At 72.2% G+C, this 13318-nt stretch carries 13 protein-coding genes and 1 pseudogene; 5 read left to right on the plus strand and 9 right to left on the minus strand.

Translation table 11 applies throughout. The features are described 5' to 3' along the window. The first annotated feature begins 887 nt into the window (after positions 1-887). Positions 888-1886 (plus strand): tryptophan--tRNA ligase, encoded by a 999-nt coding sequence (gene trpS, locus ACFVXK_RS23025; protein ID WP_389614497.1) that lies wholly within the window; start codon positions 888-890, stop codon positions 1884-1886. A 42-nt stretch (positions 1887-1928) separates the two neighbouring features. On the opposite strand, the gene proC is transcribed toward trpS, so the two are convergent. From proC to ACFVXK_RS23055, 6 genes are all read right to left on the minus strand, one after another. Beyond that, complete coding sequence (gene proC, locus ACFVXK_RS23030) at positions 1929-2738, minus strand: pyrroline-5-carboxylate reductase (RefSeq protein WP_389614499.1); 810 nt, start codon at positions 2736-2738, stop codon at positions 1929-1931. A 95-nt stretch (positions 2739-2833) separates the two neighbouring features. Continuing rightward, positions 2834-3571 carry an ABC transporter permease gene (locus ACFVXK_RS23035; RefSeq protein ID WP_389614501.1) on the minus strand — a complete coding sequence of 246 codons (738 nt, stop codon included), beginning with the start codon at positions 3569-3571 and terminating at the stop codon, positions 2834-2836. Then, the gene (locus ACFVXK_RS23040; RefSeq protein WP_389614503.1) at positions 3568-4422 is read right to left on the minus strand and encodes an ABC transporter ATP-binding protein; all 855 of its coding nucleotides are present in this window, start codon (positions 4420-4422) and stop codon (positions 3568-3570) included. The genes ACFVXK_RS23035 and ACFVXK_RS23040 overlap by 4 nt, the downstream gene beginning before the upstream one ends. Positions 4423-4505: 83 nt before the next feature. Beyond that, positions 4506-5057 (minus strand): hypothetical protein, encoded by a 552-nt coding sequence (locus tag ACFVXK_RS23045; protein WP_389614505.1) that lies wholly within the window; start codon positions 5055-5057, stop codon positions 4506-4508. 67 nt (positions 5058-5124) lie between these two features. Continuing rightward, a complete protein-coding gene (locus tag ACFVXK_RS23050; RefSeq protein WP_389614538.1) occupies positions 5125-5415 on the minus strand; it encodes a peptidase in 291 nt (96 codons plus the stop codon). A 61-nt stretch (positions 5416-5476) separates the two neighbouring features. Beyond that, the gene (locus ACFVXK_RS23055; RefSeq protein WP_389614507.1) at positions 5477-5782 is read right to left on the minus strand and encodes a peptidase; all 306 of its coding nucleotides are present in this window, start codon (positions 5780-5782) and stop codon (positions 5477-5479) included. Between the two features lie 107 nt (positions 5783-5889). On the opposite strand from ACFVXK_RS23055, the gene ACFVXK_RS23060 reads away from it, so the two are divergent. After that, entirely contained in the window at positions 5890-8031 is a 2142-nt protein-coding gene (locus ACFVXK_RS23060) for a protein kinase (protein WP_389614509.1), read from the plus strand. 337 nt (positions 8032-8368) lie between these two features. On the opposite strand, the gene ilvD is transcribed toward ACFVXK_RS23060, so the two are convergent. The 3 genes from ilvD to ACFVXK_RS23075 all read right to left on the minus strand — a co-directional run bounded on the left by ilvD (position 8369) and on the right by ACFVXK_RS23075 (position 11851). Beyond that, a complete protein-coding gene (gene ilvD, locus ACFVXK_RS23065) occupies positions 8369-10219 on the minus strand; it encodes a dihydroxy-acid dehydratase (protein ID WP_389614511.1) in 1851 nt (616 codons plus the stop codon). 202 nt (positions 10220-10421) lie between these two features. Beyond that, positions 10422-11045 carry a TetR family transcriptional regulator gene (locus tag ACFVXK_RS23070; protein ID WP_389614513.1) on the minus strand — a complete coding sequence of 208 codons (624 nt, stop codon included), beginning with the start codon at positions 11043-11045 and terminating at the stop codon, positions 10422-10424. Then, positions 11042-11851 carry a sugar phosphate isomerase/epimerase family protein gene (locus tag ACFVXK_RS23075; RefSeq protein ID WP_389614514.1) on the minus strand — a complete coding sequence of 270 codons (810 nt, stop codon included), beginning with the start codon at positions 11849-11851 and terminating at the stop codon, positions 11042-11044. The genes ACFVXK_RS23070 and ACFVXK_RS23075 overlap by 4 nt, the downstream gene beginning before the upstream one ends. A 104-nt stretch (positions 11852-11955) precedes the next feature. Between ACFVXK_RS23075 and ACFVXK_RS23080 the strand changes: the two genes are divergently transcribed. From ACFVXK_RS23080 to ACFVXK_RS23090, 3 genes and pseudogenes are all read left to right on the plus strand, one after another. Next, on the plus strand, positions 11956-12462 hold the full coding sequence (locus tag ACFVXK_RS23080; RefSeq protein ID WP_389614516.1) for an SLATT domain-containing protein: 507 nt from the start codon (positions 11956-11958) through the stop codon (positions 12460-12462). A gap of 119 nt (positions 12463-12581) precedes the next feature. Beyond that, positions 12582-12803, plus strand: a complete 222-nt coding sequence (locus tag ACFVXK_RS23085; RefSeq protein ID WP_389614518.1) for a DUF6879 family protein — start codon at positions 12582-12584, stop codon at positions 12801-12803. 10 nt (positions 12804-12813) lie between these two features. Next, a pseudogene (locus ACFVXK_RS23090) lies at positions 12814-13317 on the plus strand (DUF6879 family protein); the annotation flags it as partial. Position 13318 lies beyond the last annotated feature (1 nt).

Consider the following 13318-nt stretch of genomic DNA (forward strand, 5'->3'; position numbering starts at 1 on the left):
TAATCCGGTGCACACGCACGAAAGAGCGGGCCAGTCTTGGTCGGAATATGACCGACTGACCACAACGTCCTCGCTGTGTTTGGTTGCCTGCCAGTACCCGAAGGCCCGACAGGTCTTTTTCAAAGGAACCTCATCCACCGAAGTGGACGGGGTATCAACTTCTGGCGTTGATTTTTGGCACGCTGTTGAGTTCTCAAGGAACGGACGCTTCCTTTGTACTCACCCTCTCGGGCTTTCCTCCGGGCTTTCGTTCTTGCGATTTCAGACTCTATCAGAGTCTTTTTCGCTCGCTTTCCAGGTCCTTCGCTTTCGCGCTTTCCCTTTCCGGCGGTTCCGACTCTATCAGATCCTTTCGGGCCTGACTCCCAGTCAGCGGGATTTGCCTTCCGGGCTGTTGGGCCCTTCCGGCGAGTGAGACAGTAGCGGATTCCTTGCCCCCGAAGCCAATCGGCGGCTGCGTCCTGGAACGCGGATTCCTCATTCGCAAATACGCATGAAAACGAGACGACGGAGTACGTCGTACGTTCGAATGAGTAGTGCGGGATGGCTGTCCGGGGACCGACCGGAGTCGGCGCTCACGTCGGACAACTCGAAGAACCTTACGGATCCGGAACGGGTGTGTCAACCCCTCCCCCGGTCTCGCGAAACTCACCCCGTCCTCACCCCCCGAGGGCTACGCTGCCTCCCATGACCACGCATGCACCCAAGCTCAGCCTTCGCTGGTGGCCCGCCTGACGGCGGCCGACCTCCGACACGAGCACGCATGCGCTCACGGCCGCCGCTACACGGCGGCCGTTTCGTTTCTCCCTCCTGGGAGTGACCCGGACGCCCGACGCGGCGACCCGACGGCTCACACCACACCGCAGGACACGAGGGAGAGACAGGACATGACGAGGATCTTCAGCGGGATCACCCCGTCCGGGCACCTGACGCTGGGCAACTACCTGGGGGCCCTGCGGCAGTGGGTCGCGGCCGAGCACGCGCCGGCGGACGCGCTGTTCTGCGTCGTCGACCTGCACGCCCTGACCGTGGAGCACGATCCGGCACGGCTGCGCCGGCTCAGCCGGCAGAACGCGACGCTGTTCCTCGCCGCCGGGCTGGACCCACGACGGTGCACCCTCTTCCTCCAGAGCCACGTCTCCGAGCACACCCGGCTGTCCTACCTGCTGGAGTGCACCGCCACCGACGGGGAGCTGCGGCGGATGATCCAGTACCGGGAGAAGACCGCGAAGGCGGAGGCGGCCGGTCAGGGCGTACGGCTGTCCCTGCTGACGTATCCCGTGCTGATGGCGGCCGACATCCTGGCCTACGCGGCGGACGAGGTGCCGGTCGGCGAGGACCAGCGGCAGCACGTCGAGCTGACCCGGGACCTGGCGGTGCGGTTCAACCAGCGGTACGGGCACACGTTCACCGTGCCCAAGGCGACGCTCCCGACGGTGGGCGCGCGGGTCATGGACCTCCAGGACCCGACGTCGAAGATGGGGAAGTCCAGTGCGAACACCGCCGGGATCGTCTATCTGCTGGACGAGCCGGCCGTGATCACCAAGAAGGTGATGCGGGCCGTCACGGACAGCGGCGAGGACGGGGTGGTCTACGACCGGGCCGCGCGGCCGGGGGTGGCGAACCTGCTGGACGTCCTGGCCGCCTGTACCGGGGGCGAGCCGGAGAAGCTGGCCGGGGAGTACGACCGGTACGGGCCGCTGAAGCGGGACGTCGCCGAGGCCGTGGTGGAGCTGCTGCGGCCGCTGCGGGAGCGGCACGCCGGGCTGGCGGCCGATCCGGGCGAGGTGGAACGGGTGCTGCGGGAGGGCGCCGAGCGGGCGCGGGGCATCGCGCGGCCGGTGGTGGACCGGGCGTACGAGGCCATCGGGCTGCTGGCTCCCTGATGCGGAGGGAGGGGGTCCGCCCCGGACCCCCTCCCCCGTGCGTCAGCTGTTGCCGGAGGCGAGTTCGCGGCTGCGGTCGCGGGCCGCTTCGAGGGCGGCGATGAGCGCCGCCCGTACGCCGTGCTTCTCCAGCTCGACGATGGCGTTGATCGTCGTACCGGCCGGGGAGGTGACGGCCTCGCGGAGCTTGACCGGGTGTTCGCCGCTGTCGCGGAGCATGACGGCGGCGCCGATGGCGGCCTGGACGATGAGGTCGTGGGCCTGGGCGCGGGGCAGGCCGAGCAGGATGCCCGCGTCGGTCATGGCCTCGACGAGGAAGTAGAAGTAGGCGGGGCCGGAGCCGGAGAGGGCGGTGGCCGCGTCCTGCTGGGACTCGGGGACGCGCAGGGTCTTGCCGACGCCGCCGAAGATCTCCTCGGCGTGGGCGAGGTGCCCGGCGGTGGCGTGGCTGCCGGCCGAGATGACGGACATGGCCTCGTCCACGAGGGCGGGGGTGTTCGTCATGACGCGGACGACGGGGGTGCCGGGGGCCAGCCGCTCCTCGAAGAAGGCGGTGGGGATGCCGGCGGCGCCGCTGATGACCAGGCGGTCGGCGGGGACGTGGGGGGCGAGTTCCTCGAGGAGCTTGCCCATGTCCTGCGGCTTGACGGTGAGGATGAGGGTGTCGGCGCGCTTGGCTGCTTCGGCGTTGCTGACGGCCTCGACGCCGTAGCGGGTGTGGAGCTCGGCGGCGCGCTCGGGGCGGCGGGCGGTGACGAGCAGCTTGGCGGCCGGCCAGCCGCCGCGGATCATCCCGCTGAGCAGGGCCTCGCCGATCTTGCCGGTACCGAGGACCGCGACTGTCTGGGTCATGCCCTATTCACCTCGCCGAACGAACGAACCTTCAGGACTCACGCCCTCATCCTTGCACCCGTCCGCGCGAGGGGGAGGGGGTGTCCGCTCCGTGGTCAGGGGGTGCGGCGGCGGAGGGTGGCGGCGCCGAGGGCGAGGACGAGCAGGGCGCAGGCGGCCACGACGACGGTGTCGCGGACGAAGTCGGCGGTCATGTCGGTGTGGGTGAGGACCTGGGTCATGCCGTCGACGGCGTAGGACATGGGCAGGACGTCGGAGAGGGCGGAGAGGACGGGCTGCATGGTGTCGCGGGGCGCGAAGAGTCCGCACAGGAGCAGCTGCGGGAAGATCACGGCCGGCATGAACTGGACGGCCTGGAACTCGGACGCGGCGAAGGCGGAGACGAACAGGCCGAGGGCGGTGCCGAGGAGGGCGTCGAGCAGGGCGACGAGGAGCAGCAGCCAGGCGGAGCCGGTGATGTCGAGGCCGAGGACCCAGAGGGCGAGGCCGGTGGCGAGGAGGGACTGGACGACGGCGACGGCGCCGAAGGCGAGGGCGTAGCCGGCGATGAGGTCGCCCTTGCCGAGCGGCATGGCGAGGAGGCGTTCGAGGGTGCCGGATGTGCGTTCGCGGAGGGTGGCGATGGAGGTCACGAGGAACATCGTGATGAGGGGGAAGATGCCGAGGAGGGACGCGCCGATGCTGTCGAAGGTGCGCGGGCTGCCGTCGAAGACGTAGCGGAGCAGGGTCAGCATCAGGACGGGGACCAGCAGCATCAGGGCGATGGAGCGCGGGTCGTGGCGCAGCTGGCGCAGGACGCGGGCGGCGGTGGCGAGGGTGCGGGCGCCGTTCATCGCTGGGGCTCCGTTTCGGGGCTGTCGGTGTGCGCGTGCGCGTGCGCGTTCTCGTTCTCGTTCTCGTTCTCGTTCGCGTTCGCGTTCGCCTCGTCGACGAGGCGGAGGAAGCCTTCCTCGACGGTGGCGCTGTGGGTGCGGGTGCGGAGGGCTTCGGGGGTGTCCTGGGCGAGGATGCGGCCCTCGCGCATGAGGAGCAGGTCGTGGCAGCGCTCGGCCTCGTCCATCACGTGGGAGGAGACGAGGATCGTGACGCCGCGGGTGGCGGTGAGCTCGTGGAAGAGGTTCCAGAGGTCGCGGCGCAGGACGGGGTCGAGGCCGACGGTGGGTTCGTCGAGGACGAGGAGTTCGGGGCGGCCGAGGAGGGCGACGGCGAGGGAGACGCGGCTGCGCTGGCCGCCGGAGAGGTTGCCGGCGAGGGCGGTGGTGCGGCTGGTGAGGTCGACGTCGGTGATGGCCCGTTCGACGGCGGCCCGGCGGCGGTCGGCGGCGGCGCGTCCGGGTTCGAGGACGGCGGCGAAGTAGTCGAGGTTCTGGCGGACGGTGAGGTCGTCGTAGACGGAGGGGGCCTGGGTGACGTAGCCGACGCGGGAGCGGAGCTCGGGGTGGCCGGCGGGGCGGCCGAGGACGTCGAGGGTGCCGGTGACGTGGGCCTGGGTGCCGACGACGGTCCGCATGAGGGTGGACTTGCCGCAGCCGGAGGGGCCGAGGAGGCCGGTGATGCGGCCGCGGGGGACGTCGAAGGCGATGGCGTCGAGGACGGTGCGGGGGGTGCGGCCGGTGCCGCGGCGGACGGTGAGGCCGCGGGCGTGGACGGCGGGAGGCGGGCCCCCCGGGGGGTTATTCATCATGTGATGAATAATGCTCCTGGCGGTGCCGGGGCGTCAATCGGCCCGGAGCCGATCGTTGTGACGGGTGCCGCGGCGGGCCGGGGTTACTTCTTGCGCTTGGAGCGGCGGCGGGCGGCCGGGTTGCCGGTGCGGGTGCTGCGGCGGCGCTCGTACTCGGCGGCGGCGCGCTCGTACTCGGCGCGGTGGAGCTTCTCGCCGGGGGCCTCGGTGAGGCTGCGCAGGAAGTACGCGAGGAGGGAGCCGATGAAACCGATCGCCTTCAGGCCCTTGAGGGCGGCCTCGTCGGAGGACGGGGCGGGGCGGCGGCCGAAGGACTCCCAGGTCTTGGCGAAGGCGATGGCGGTGGCGATCGCGAAGAGCACGATCACGGAGATGCTGAGGAAGGCGCCGACGTTGCCGATCTCCAGGCCCTCGTACGCCAGGCGCAGGAGGTAGGCGCCGACGGCGGCGGCGACGAGCGAGCCGGCGGCGAGGGCGGCGCGGCGCAGGGCGTAGCCGCCGGTGTGGTCCACCCAGGTGGTGCCGAAGAACCGGATCGGCTCGGGCTGCGGCCCGGCGGGCGGCTCGGCCGGGGCGGCCGGGGCGGCCGGGGTGCTCTGGTCCTGGCTCTGGTCTCGCTGCTGCTCGTCGCTCACATCCGCGATTATCCCCCGGCGGACGGAACCCGCCGGGGGTGTCTCAACTGGCAGAACGGTGGGCGCGTCAGCCGCAGCGGCCGGCCACGTAACCGTCGGAGCCGGTGTGCACGTAGGCGTCGGAGACGAACTGGCCGTTGCCGATGCAGTCCCACAGGTCGGTGGTGCCGTACGGGCCGGAGACCGTCGTGCCGGGGCACTGGCAGCGGATCGTGACGGAGCCGCCGACGGGAATGGCGTCGATGATCGCGTAGCCCGTACCGGGGCCGCTGCGGACGTTGACCCGGTAACCCGGGGCGGTCGGGTAGGACTGGAAGCCCGGGTCCGCTGCGGCACCGCCTGCGCCGGTCAGGGCGATGACGGGAACGATCGCCACGACCGACCCACCGAGGCCGAGCAGCCGGCGCCTGCTGATGCCGTCAGCCACAGCGGCCTGCCACATAGCCGTCGGCGCCGGTCTTCACGTACGCGTCGGAGACGAACTGGCCGTTGCCGATGCAGTCCCACAGGTCGGTGGTGCCGTACGGGCCCGAGACAGTCGTGCCGGGGCACTGGCAGCGGATCGTCACGCTCGCGCCCAGCGGCAGGACGCGGGAGACGGAGTAGTTGGTGCCCGGTCCGCTGCGCACGTTCACCTGGTAACCCGGGGCGACCGGGTAGCTCTGGAATCCTGCGTCGGCAGCCGCAAGGCTCTCGACCTGGCCGGAATCGTTCTCTACGGACACGTGGAATCTCCCCCCCATGGGTGCTGCACTGCGCAACGCGCGCAGGGTAGCAAGCCCTTGGATGTTCCCATGGGCCATCGACTAGGCTCCGTCGGGGGTGGTGAGCGGTGCAGTCGCGGCGCGCGGACTACGCCGGGTTTCCGGAGTACGCCGGGCAGTACCGGCTCGAATCCGTGCTCGGCTCCGGTGGCATGGGCGTCGTCCATCTGGCCGCCTCCAGTTCGGGGCTGAAACTCGCCGTCAAGGTCGTACACGCGCAGCACGCGGTGGACCCCGAGTTCCGGGCGCGGTTCCGGCAGGAGGTCGCGGCCGCGCGGAGGGTGAGCGGGGCCTTCACCGCTCCCGTCGTCGACGCCGATCCGGATGCCGAGCGGCCGTGGATGGCCACCCTGTTCATCGACGCGCCGACCCTCTCCGAGCGGGTACGGGAGCGCGTGCTCGACGCCGTCGAGCTGACCCGGCTCGCGGCCGGGCTGGCGGAGGCGCTGCGGGACATCCACCGGGCCGGGGTGGTGCACCGGGACCTCAAGCCGAGCAACGTGCTGATGGCGCCGGACGGGGTGCGGGTCATCGACTTCGGCATCTCGCGCCCGGCGGACAGCGACCTGCGGACCGAGACCGGCAAGCTGATCGGGACACCGCCGTACATGGCGCCCGAGCAGTTCCAGCGGCCGCGCGAGGTCGGGACGGCGGCGGACGTGTTCGCACTGGGCGCGGTGCTGGTGCACGCGGCGACCGGGCGGGGGCCGTTCGACTCCGACAGCCATTACCTCGTGGCGTACCAGGTGGTGCACAGCGAGCCCGATCTGACCGGGCTGCCGGCCCGGCTCGTGCCGATCGTGGCGCGGTGCCTGGCGAAGGACCCGGACGAGCGTCCGACGGCCGAGGCGCTGATCGCCGATATCCGGGCCGCGGTCAGCCCGACTGCCGAGGACACACAGGCCTTCATCCCGCAACCGCGCCTGCCCTCCGCCGACGAGGTCGACACGCACCACCGGAGGAACGTGAGCGGGCCGGCTCCCGAGCCGGACGCGAAGAAGCCCGCGGGGATCGGCCGAAGGGGCCGGCGGGTGCTCGCCGGCGCGGTCGGGCTGGTCCTCGCGGCCACGGCCGCGGGCGGCTACCTCTACCTGGACGCGGGCGACGCCCCGTCCCGACAACAGACCACGCACGCGGCCGGGGAAACCGAGGCCCTCACCCCATGGGCCGCCGAGGTAGGGGGAGGCGGAGCCGGGAACCGGGCCGCGGCCTGCTCCTGGCTGGCGGGAGGACTCTACTGCTCGGGCGGGGGTCTTGCCGTGACACGGCTGGACCCGGCGAAGGGCTCGGCGATGTGGTCGGTGCAGGCGTCGGCCGCTGCCGAACGCACGGCGACGGACAGCGCCCCCCGGTACGGGGGCGGGGTCGTGGTCTCGGTCGCCTCGGGGAGCCGGTTGCTCCAGGCGCTGGACCCGGGCGCCGGAACGGTGCGCTGGAAGCGGACCCTCCCCGACGCCACCCAGACGGTGGTCGTCGGAGACCGGGTGTTGCTGGCCGGACCGGCCGGGGAGGTGACCGTCCTCGACGCGGCCACCGGCGCCCAACGCTGGACGAAGAAGATCGGCGGCGTCGGTTCGGTCTGGTGGACCGGTCCCGACGAGTCCGGCCACCCCTCCCTGTACACGGCCTCGCGGGACGCCGACGGAAGGTCGACACAGCTGGCTTCGTTCGCCCCGGAGACCGGGACCGAGCGCTGGCAGCTCGGCACAACGGGGCTGCTGCGCCTGGTGGGGGTGGCGGCGGGGGCGGCGTACCTGCTGGACGACGATGCGGCCGGCAAGACCCGGGCCGTCGTCCGGGTGGACCTGGCGACCCGCTCCCTGCGCCGTACCGCACTGTCGGCGCCGCTGTTCGATGCCGAGGCGGCCCTGGGGGCCGACGGCACCGTCTTCGCCTTCGGGACGGGTGGCCGACTTGTCGCCGTCGCCCCGGACAGGGAGCGCTGGCAGTTGGAGACGGGCATGGCCTCCGCCTCCCGGCCGGTGTTCGCGGACGGACGGGTCTACCTGTCGGCCGGGGACGGCCGCCTCCTGGCCGTCGATGCCGCCGCCGGGCGGCTCGTCGGTCAGACCAAGCCGCGCATGGCCGCCGCCCAGGGCACCTTCAGCGCCACCCTCCCGGCCCCCGTCGTCGCAGACGGCCGGGTCTACGCCTCCGCGCCCGACGGCACGGTCTTCGCCCTGGACGCGCGGAACCCCGCCGGGTGGTGAGCCGCCTGCGGGCGGTGGGCCGCCCCGCCGGGTGGTGACGGGCGGGGCCGGGGCCGCCGGGGCCTGCCCGGACGGGGCCGCCGGGCCGGACGGGCAGAACCGCGGGCCGTCCCGGACCGGGTCGCCGGGCCGGACGGGGCCCGCCCGCACGGAACCGCCGGCCCGCCCGGACCGGGTCGCCGGGCCGGACGGGGCCCGCCCGCAGGGAACGGCCGGCCCGCCCGGACGGGGCCGCCGGGGCCTGCCCGGACGGGGCCGCCCGCACGGACGGGGCCGGGAGCGCGGAGCCCCGGGCCGGGGCGGTCGGTGTCGCTCCGGGCCGGGGGTCCTTCCTGGCTCAGCCCAGCTTCGAGACGTCGCGGACCGCGCCCTTGTCGGCGCTGGTGGCCATCGCCGCGTACGCGCGCAGCGCCGCCGAGACCGTGCGGACGCGGGTCTTCGGGGCGTAGACGCCGCCGAGGGCCGCGTGGCGGGCGGCCAGCGTGGCCTCGTCCACCAGGAGCTCGATCGACCGGTTCGGGATGTCGATGCGGATCCGGTCGCCGTCCTCGACCACCGCGATGTCGCCGCCCGAGGCCGCCTCCGGGGAGGCGTGGCCGATGGACAGGCCCGACGTGCCGCCGGAGAAGCGGCCGTCCGTCACCAGCGCGCAGACCTTGCCCAGGCCGCGGCCCTTCAGGAACGACGTCGGGTAGAGCATCTCCTGCATGCCGGGGCCGCCGCGCGGGCCCTCGTAGCGGATGACGACGACGTCGCCGGGCTGGATCTCCTTGCGGAGGATCTTGTCCACGGCCTCGTCCTGCGACTCGCAGACCACGGCCGGGCCCTCGAAGGTCCAGATCGACTCGTCGACGCCGGCCGTCTTCACCACGCAGCCGTCGGCGGCGATGTTGCCCCGCAGGACGGCCAGGCCGCCGTCCTTGGAGTAGGCGTGCTGGACGGAGCGGATGCAGCCGCCCTCGGCGTCGAGGTCGAGGGTGTCCCAGCGCTCGGACTGGGAGAAGGCGGTGGCGGAGCGCTTGCAGCCGGGGGCCGCGTGCCACAGCTCCATGGCCTCCTCGGACGCCGTGCCGGAGCGGGCGTCCCACTTGGCGAGCCAGTCCTCCAGGCCCTGGGAGTGGACGGTGGTGACGTCCTTGTTGAGGAGCCCGCCGCGGTGCAGCTCGCCGAGGATGGCGGGGATGCCGCCGGCCCGGTGCACGTCCTCCATGTAGTACGTGCCGCCGGGGGCCACGTTCGGGGCGACCTTGGCCAGGCAGGGGACGCGCCGCGAGACGGCGTCGATGTCCTTGAGGTCGTAGTCCAGGCCCGCCTCCTGCGCGGCGGCCAGCAGGTGCAGGATCGTGTTGGTCGAGCCGCCCATGGCGATGTCCAGGGCCATGGCGTTCTCGAAGGCCTCGCGGGAGGCGATGGCGCGCGGCAGGACGGACTCGTCGCCGTCCTCGTAGTAGCGCTTGGTGATCTCCACGACCGTGCGGCCGGCGTCCTCGTACAGGGCGCGGCGGGCGGTGTGCGTGGCGAGGACGGAGCCGTTGCCGGGGAGGGCCAGGCCGATGGCCTCGGCGAGGCAGTTCATCGAGTTGGCGGTGAACATGCCGGAACAGGACCCGCAGGTCGGACAGGCGTTCTCCTCGATGCGCAGGATGTCCGCGTCCGAGACGTTCTCGTTGGAGGCGTCCACCATGGCGTCGATCAGGTCGAGCTTGCGGACGGTGCCGTCGACGAGGGTGGCCTGGCCGGCCTCCATCGGGCCGCCGGAGACGAACACGACGGGGATGTTGAGGCGCATCGCGGCCATCAGCATGCCCGGGGTGATCTTGTCGCAGTTGGAGATGCAGATCAGCGCGTCGGCGCAGTGCGCCTCGACCATGTACTCGACGCTGTCCGCGATCAGGTCGCGGGAGGGCAGGGAGTACAGCATGCCCGCGTGGCCCATGGCGATGCCGTCGTCGACGGCGATCGTGTTGAACTCGCGCGGGATGGCGCCGGCGGCGCGGATCGCGTCGGAGACGATGCGGCCGACCGGGGCCAGGTGGGTGTGGCCGGGGACGAACTCGGTGAAGGAGTTGGCGACCGCGATGATCGGCTTGCCGATGTCCTCGCTCGCTACGCCCGACGCGCGCATCAGCGCACGAGCGCCTGCCATGTTGCGGCCGTGGGTGACGGTGCGGGACCTCAGCTCGGGCATGCGGTTTCACTCCCCATGAGTGCGGCTGCGCGTAGGTCAGCCGCGACTGCGGATATGGCTCGGTTACGAGGCTACGCCCACCGCCCGCGATCCGGACGCCCGGTCCGGATGTCGGGACGGGAGGGTCGCTCCTCGGTCACGGTCCCAGTCCCAGTCCCAGTCCCGGTCCCGGTCCCGGTCCCGGTCCCGGTCCCGGTCCCGGTCAGGCCTCGGTGAGATAGCGCTGGAGGGTCGGGGCGACCAGCGCCACGATCTCCTCCGGGTCCGCCGACGCCAGGGGCTCCATCCGCACCACGTACCGCACCATCGCGATGCCGATCAGGTGCGAGGCCGCCAGCTCGGCGCGGAAGGTGGGTTCCGGGACGTCGAGGTCGGCGGCGACCCGCTCCAGGACCCGCCGCAGGATCAGGGTCCGCAGCACCGTCGCGGCCGCCTCGTGGGTGAGCGCGGAGCGGATCACCGCGAGGAGCGGGGCGCGCGTGGCCGGGTTCTCCCACACCCCCAGGAAATAGCGGGCCAGCCGCTCCCCGATGCCGTCCGGGCCCTCGCCGACGACGGCCGGGACCACCAGGGCCGGCTCCATGGTGACCTCGATGGCGGCGGCGAAGAGGTCGTCCTTGCTGCCGAAGTAGTGGTGCACCAGCGCCGGGTCCACCCCGGCCACCTTCGCGATGCCGCGCACGGAGGTCTTGTCGTACCCGCGCTCCGCGAACACCTCGCGGGCGGCGAGCCGGATCCGCTCCTGCGTGCCCGGACCCTCCTCCGCCTCGTCCTGCCGGGGCCGCCCGGGACCGCGGCGCCGCCGTACGGGCTCGGCGCCGCTCATCGGGGCCCGGCCGCCAGGTGCCGGCGGGTGAAGGCCAGCGCCTCGGCGAGATCGGCCTCACGCTCGGCGGAGGACATGGCGCGCCGCGTGTTGACCTCGATGACGACGTGCCCGTCGAAGCCGCTGCGGGTCAGGCCGGCCAGCAGCTCGGCGCAGGGCTGCGTACCGCGCCCGGGGACGAGGTGCTCGTCCTTGGCGGAGCCGTTGCCGTCGGCGAGGTGGATGTGGGCGAGGCGGTCGCCCATCCGGTCGATCATGGCGGAGGCGTCGGTGCGGGCGGTGGCGGTGTGGGAGAGGTCGACGGTGAAGTGCCGGTAGTCGTCCTTGGTCACGTCCCACTCGGGCGCGTAGGCGAGCATCTCGCGGTCGCGGTAGCGCCAGGGGTACATGTTCTCGACGGCGAACCGGACGTCGGTCTCGTCCGCCATCCGCCAGATCCCGCTGACGAAGTCGCGCGCGTACTGGCGCTGCCACCGAAAGGGCGGGTGCACGACGACGGTGGACGCCCCCAGCTTCTCGGCGGCGGTCTGCGCCCGCTGGAGCTTGGTCCAGGGGTCGGTGGACCACACCCGCTGGGTGATCAGCAGGCAGGGCGCGTGCACGGCGAGGATCGGCACCTGGTGGTGGTCCGACAGCCGGCGCAGGGCCTCGATGTCCTGGCTGACCGGGTCCGTCCAGACCATGACCTCGACGCCGTCGTAGCCGAGGCGGGCGGCGATCTCGAAGGCCGTCGCCGTGGACTCCGGGTAGACGGAGGCGGTGGACAGGGCGACTTTCGGGGCGCTGCTGCTCGGATTACGGACCACGGAGCCAGATTACGGGCCCCCCGCCCGCGTCCCGGCACGCAATCCCGCTCTCGTCATACTTTTCACATCAACGCGTACGACGGGAACTGTGGGGGCGGGTCGGGGTGCGATCGGACAGCGGACTCGGTGCGGAACGCGGTGCGGGACCGAGGGCGGGGCTCAGCCCGGGCGAAACGGCGGCCCTGCTGCTGGACAAGATCCACGAGGGCAACGTCTACGCCCGCGCCCGGAAGAGGCGATTCGGCCGGAGCGCCGCCGCCGTCAAGGTGACGGCGCTCGTGCTGTCGGCCGCCTCGACCGTCGTCCTGGGCCTGCAGAACCTCAACGCCTGGACCGGCCTGGCCCTGGCGTGCGTGGCGCTGGTGACACTGCTGGCGGCCGTCGAACCGTTCTTCAACTGGCGCTCCCGCTCCGTCCTGATGGAGGAGGCCCAGTACCGCTTCCGACGCCTCGCGGACGACCTCGAATACCTCATGGCGTCGACGCCCACCGACGAGCTGACGTTCGACCAGCTCGCCGAGGTCTTCACCCGCTACCAGACGGTCTGGGACGACCTGAGCCGCACCTGGCTGCAACACCGCCGCGAGGCGACGCGGACGGGCGGCGCCTGAAACAGAACGCGCCAGACGCGCAGAACGCGCCAGAAGTCCGGCGATCCACGGCGATCACCACCCGCCGTGCCGCCAGGACCAGCATCCTGGAGCCCTGACCGCCCAGGACGGAGCAGCACATGGCGCCCCTGATCCCCTTCGATGCCGTGGCCCACTACTTCGAGGATTTCGAGCACATCGCCTGGCGGCTGGAGACGCAGCGGTCGTACGCCGTGGACCGCGCGGGCGAGCGGTGGGAGCGCTGGCGGGCGGGCGCGGCGTTCGGCTACGAACCCGACGTCCCCTGGCACTTCGCGATCCCGACGGCCGAGTTCAGCGCCTCGCAGCCATCGCCCCGATAGGCCGCCGCCCATGCCCCGGTTCATCACTCTCCCCGACTTCGACGGCATGTTCTCCGACCTCGCCCACTCGGCATGGCGCCTGGAGAGCCGTCGCCGCTACGCCTCCGACGAGGCCACCGACACCTATCGGCAGTTCGTTGCAGGCCTGCCCGTGACATGGGACCTCACCGACCCGTGGTGCACCGAGCGACGTGAGCAGGTCGCGTTGGGCAAGAGGTTCGAACGCGTCCGGATCCTCGACGACCCGGCGACGGAAGGTCAGCGCTACCTGCTCGACAACGCCCGCCGCAACCGCGCCGCAGGCGAGGACGTCCGCACCCTGACACGCGCGCGGGCGAGCGCTCTGCAACTCCCCGACGAGGACTTCTGGATCTTCGACGCACGGGTGGTGGCCCTCCTCCACTTCACCGCGGACGACGACCTCACCCACATCGAACTCATCACCCACCCCGGCGCCGTGCTGCGCTACTGCCAGGCACGCGAAGCGGCCTGGCACCACGCGACGACCGCATAGC

It is taken from the genome of Streptomyces sp. NPDC058157, from assembly GCF_042884105.1.
Classification (GTDB): domain Bacteria; phylum Actinomycetota; class Actinomycetes; order Streptomycetales; family Streptomycetaceae; genus Streptomyces.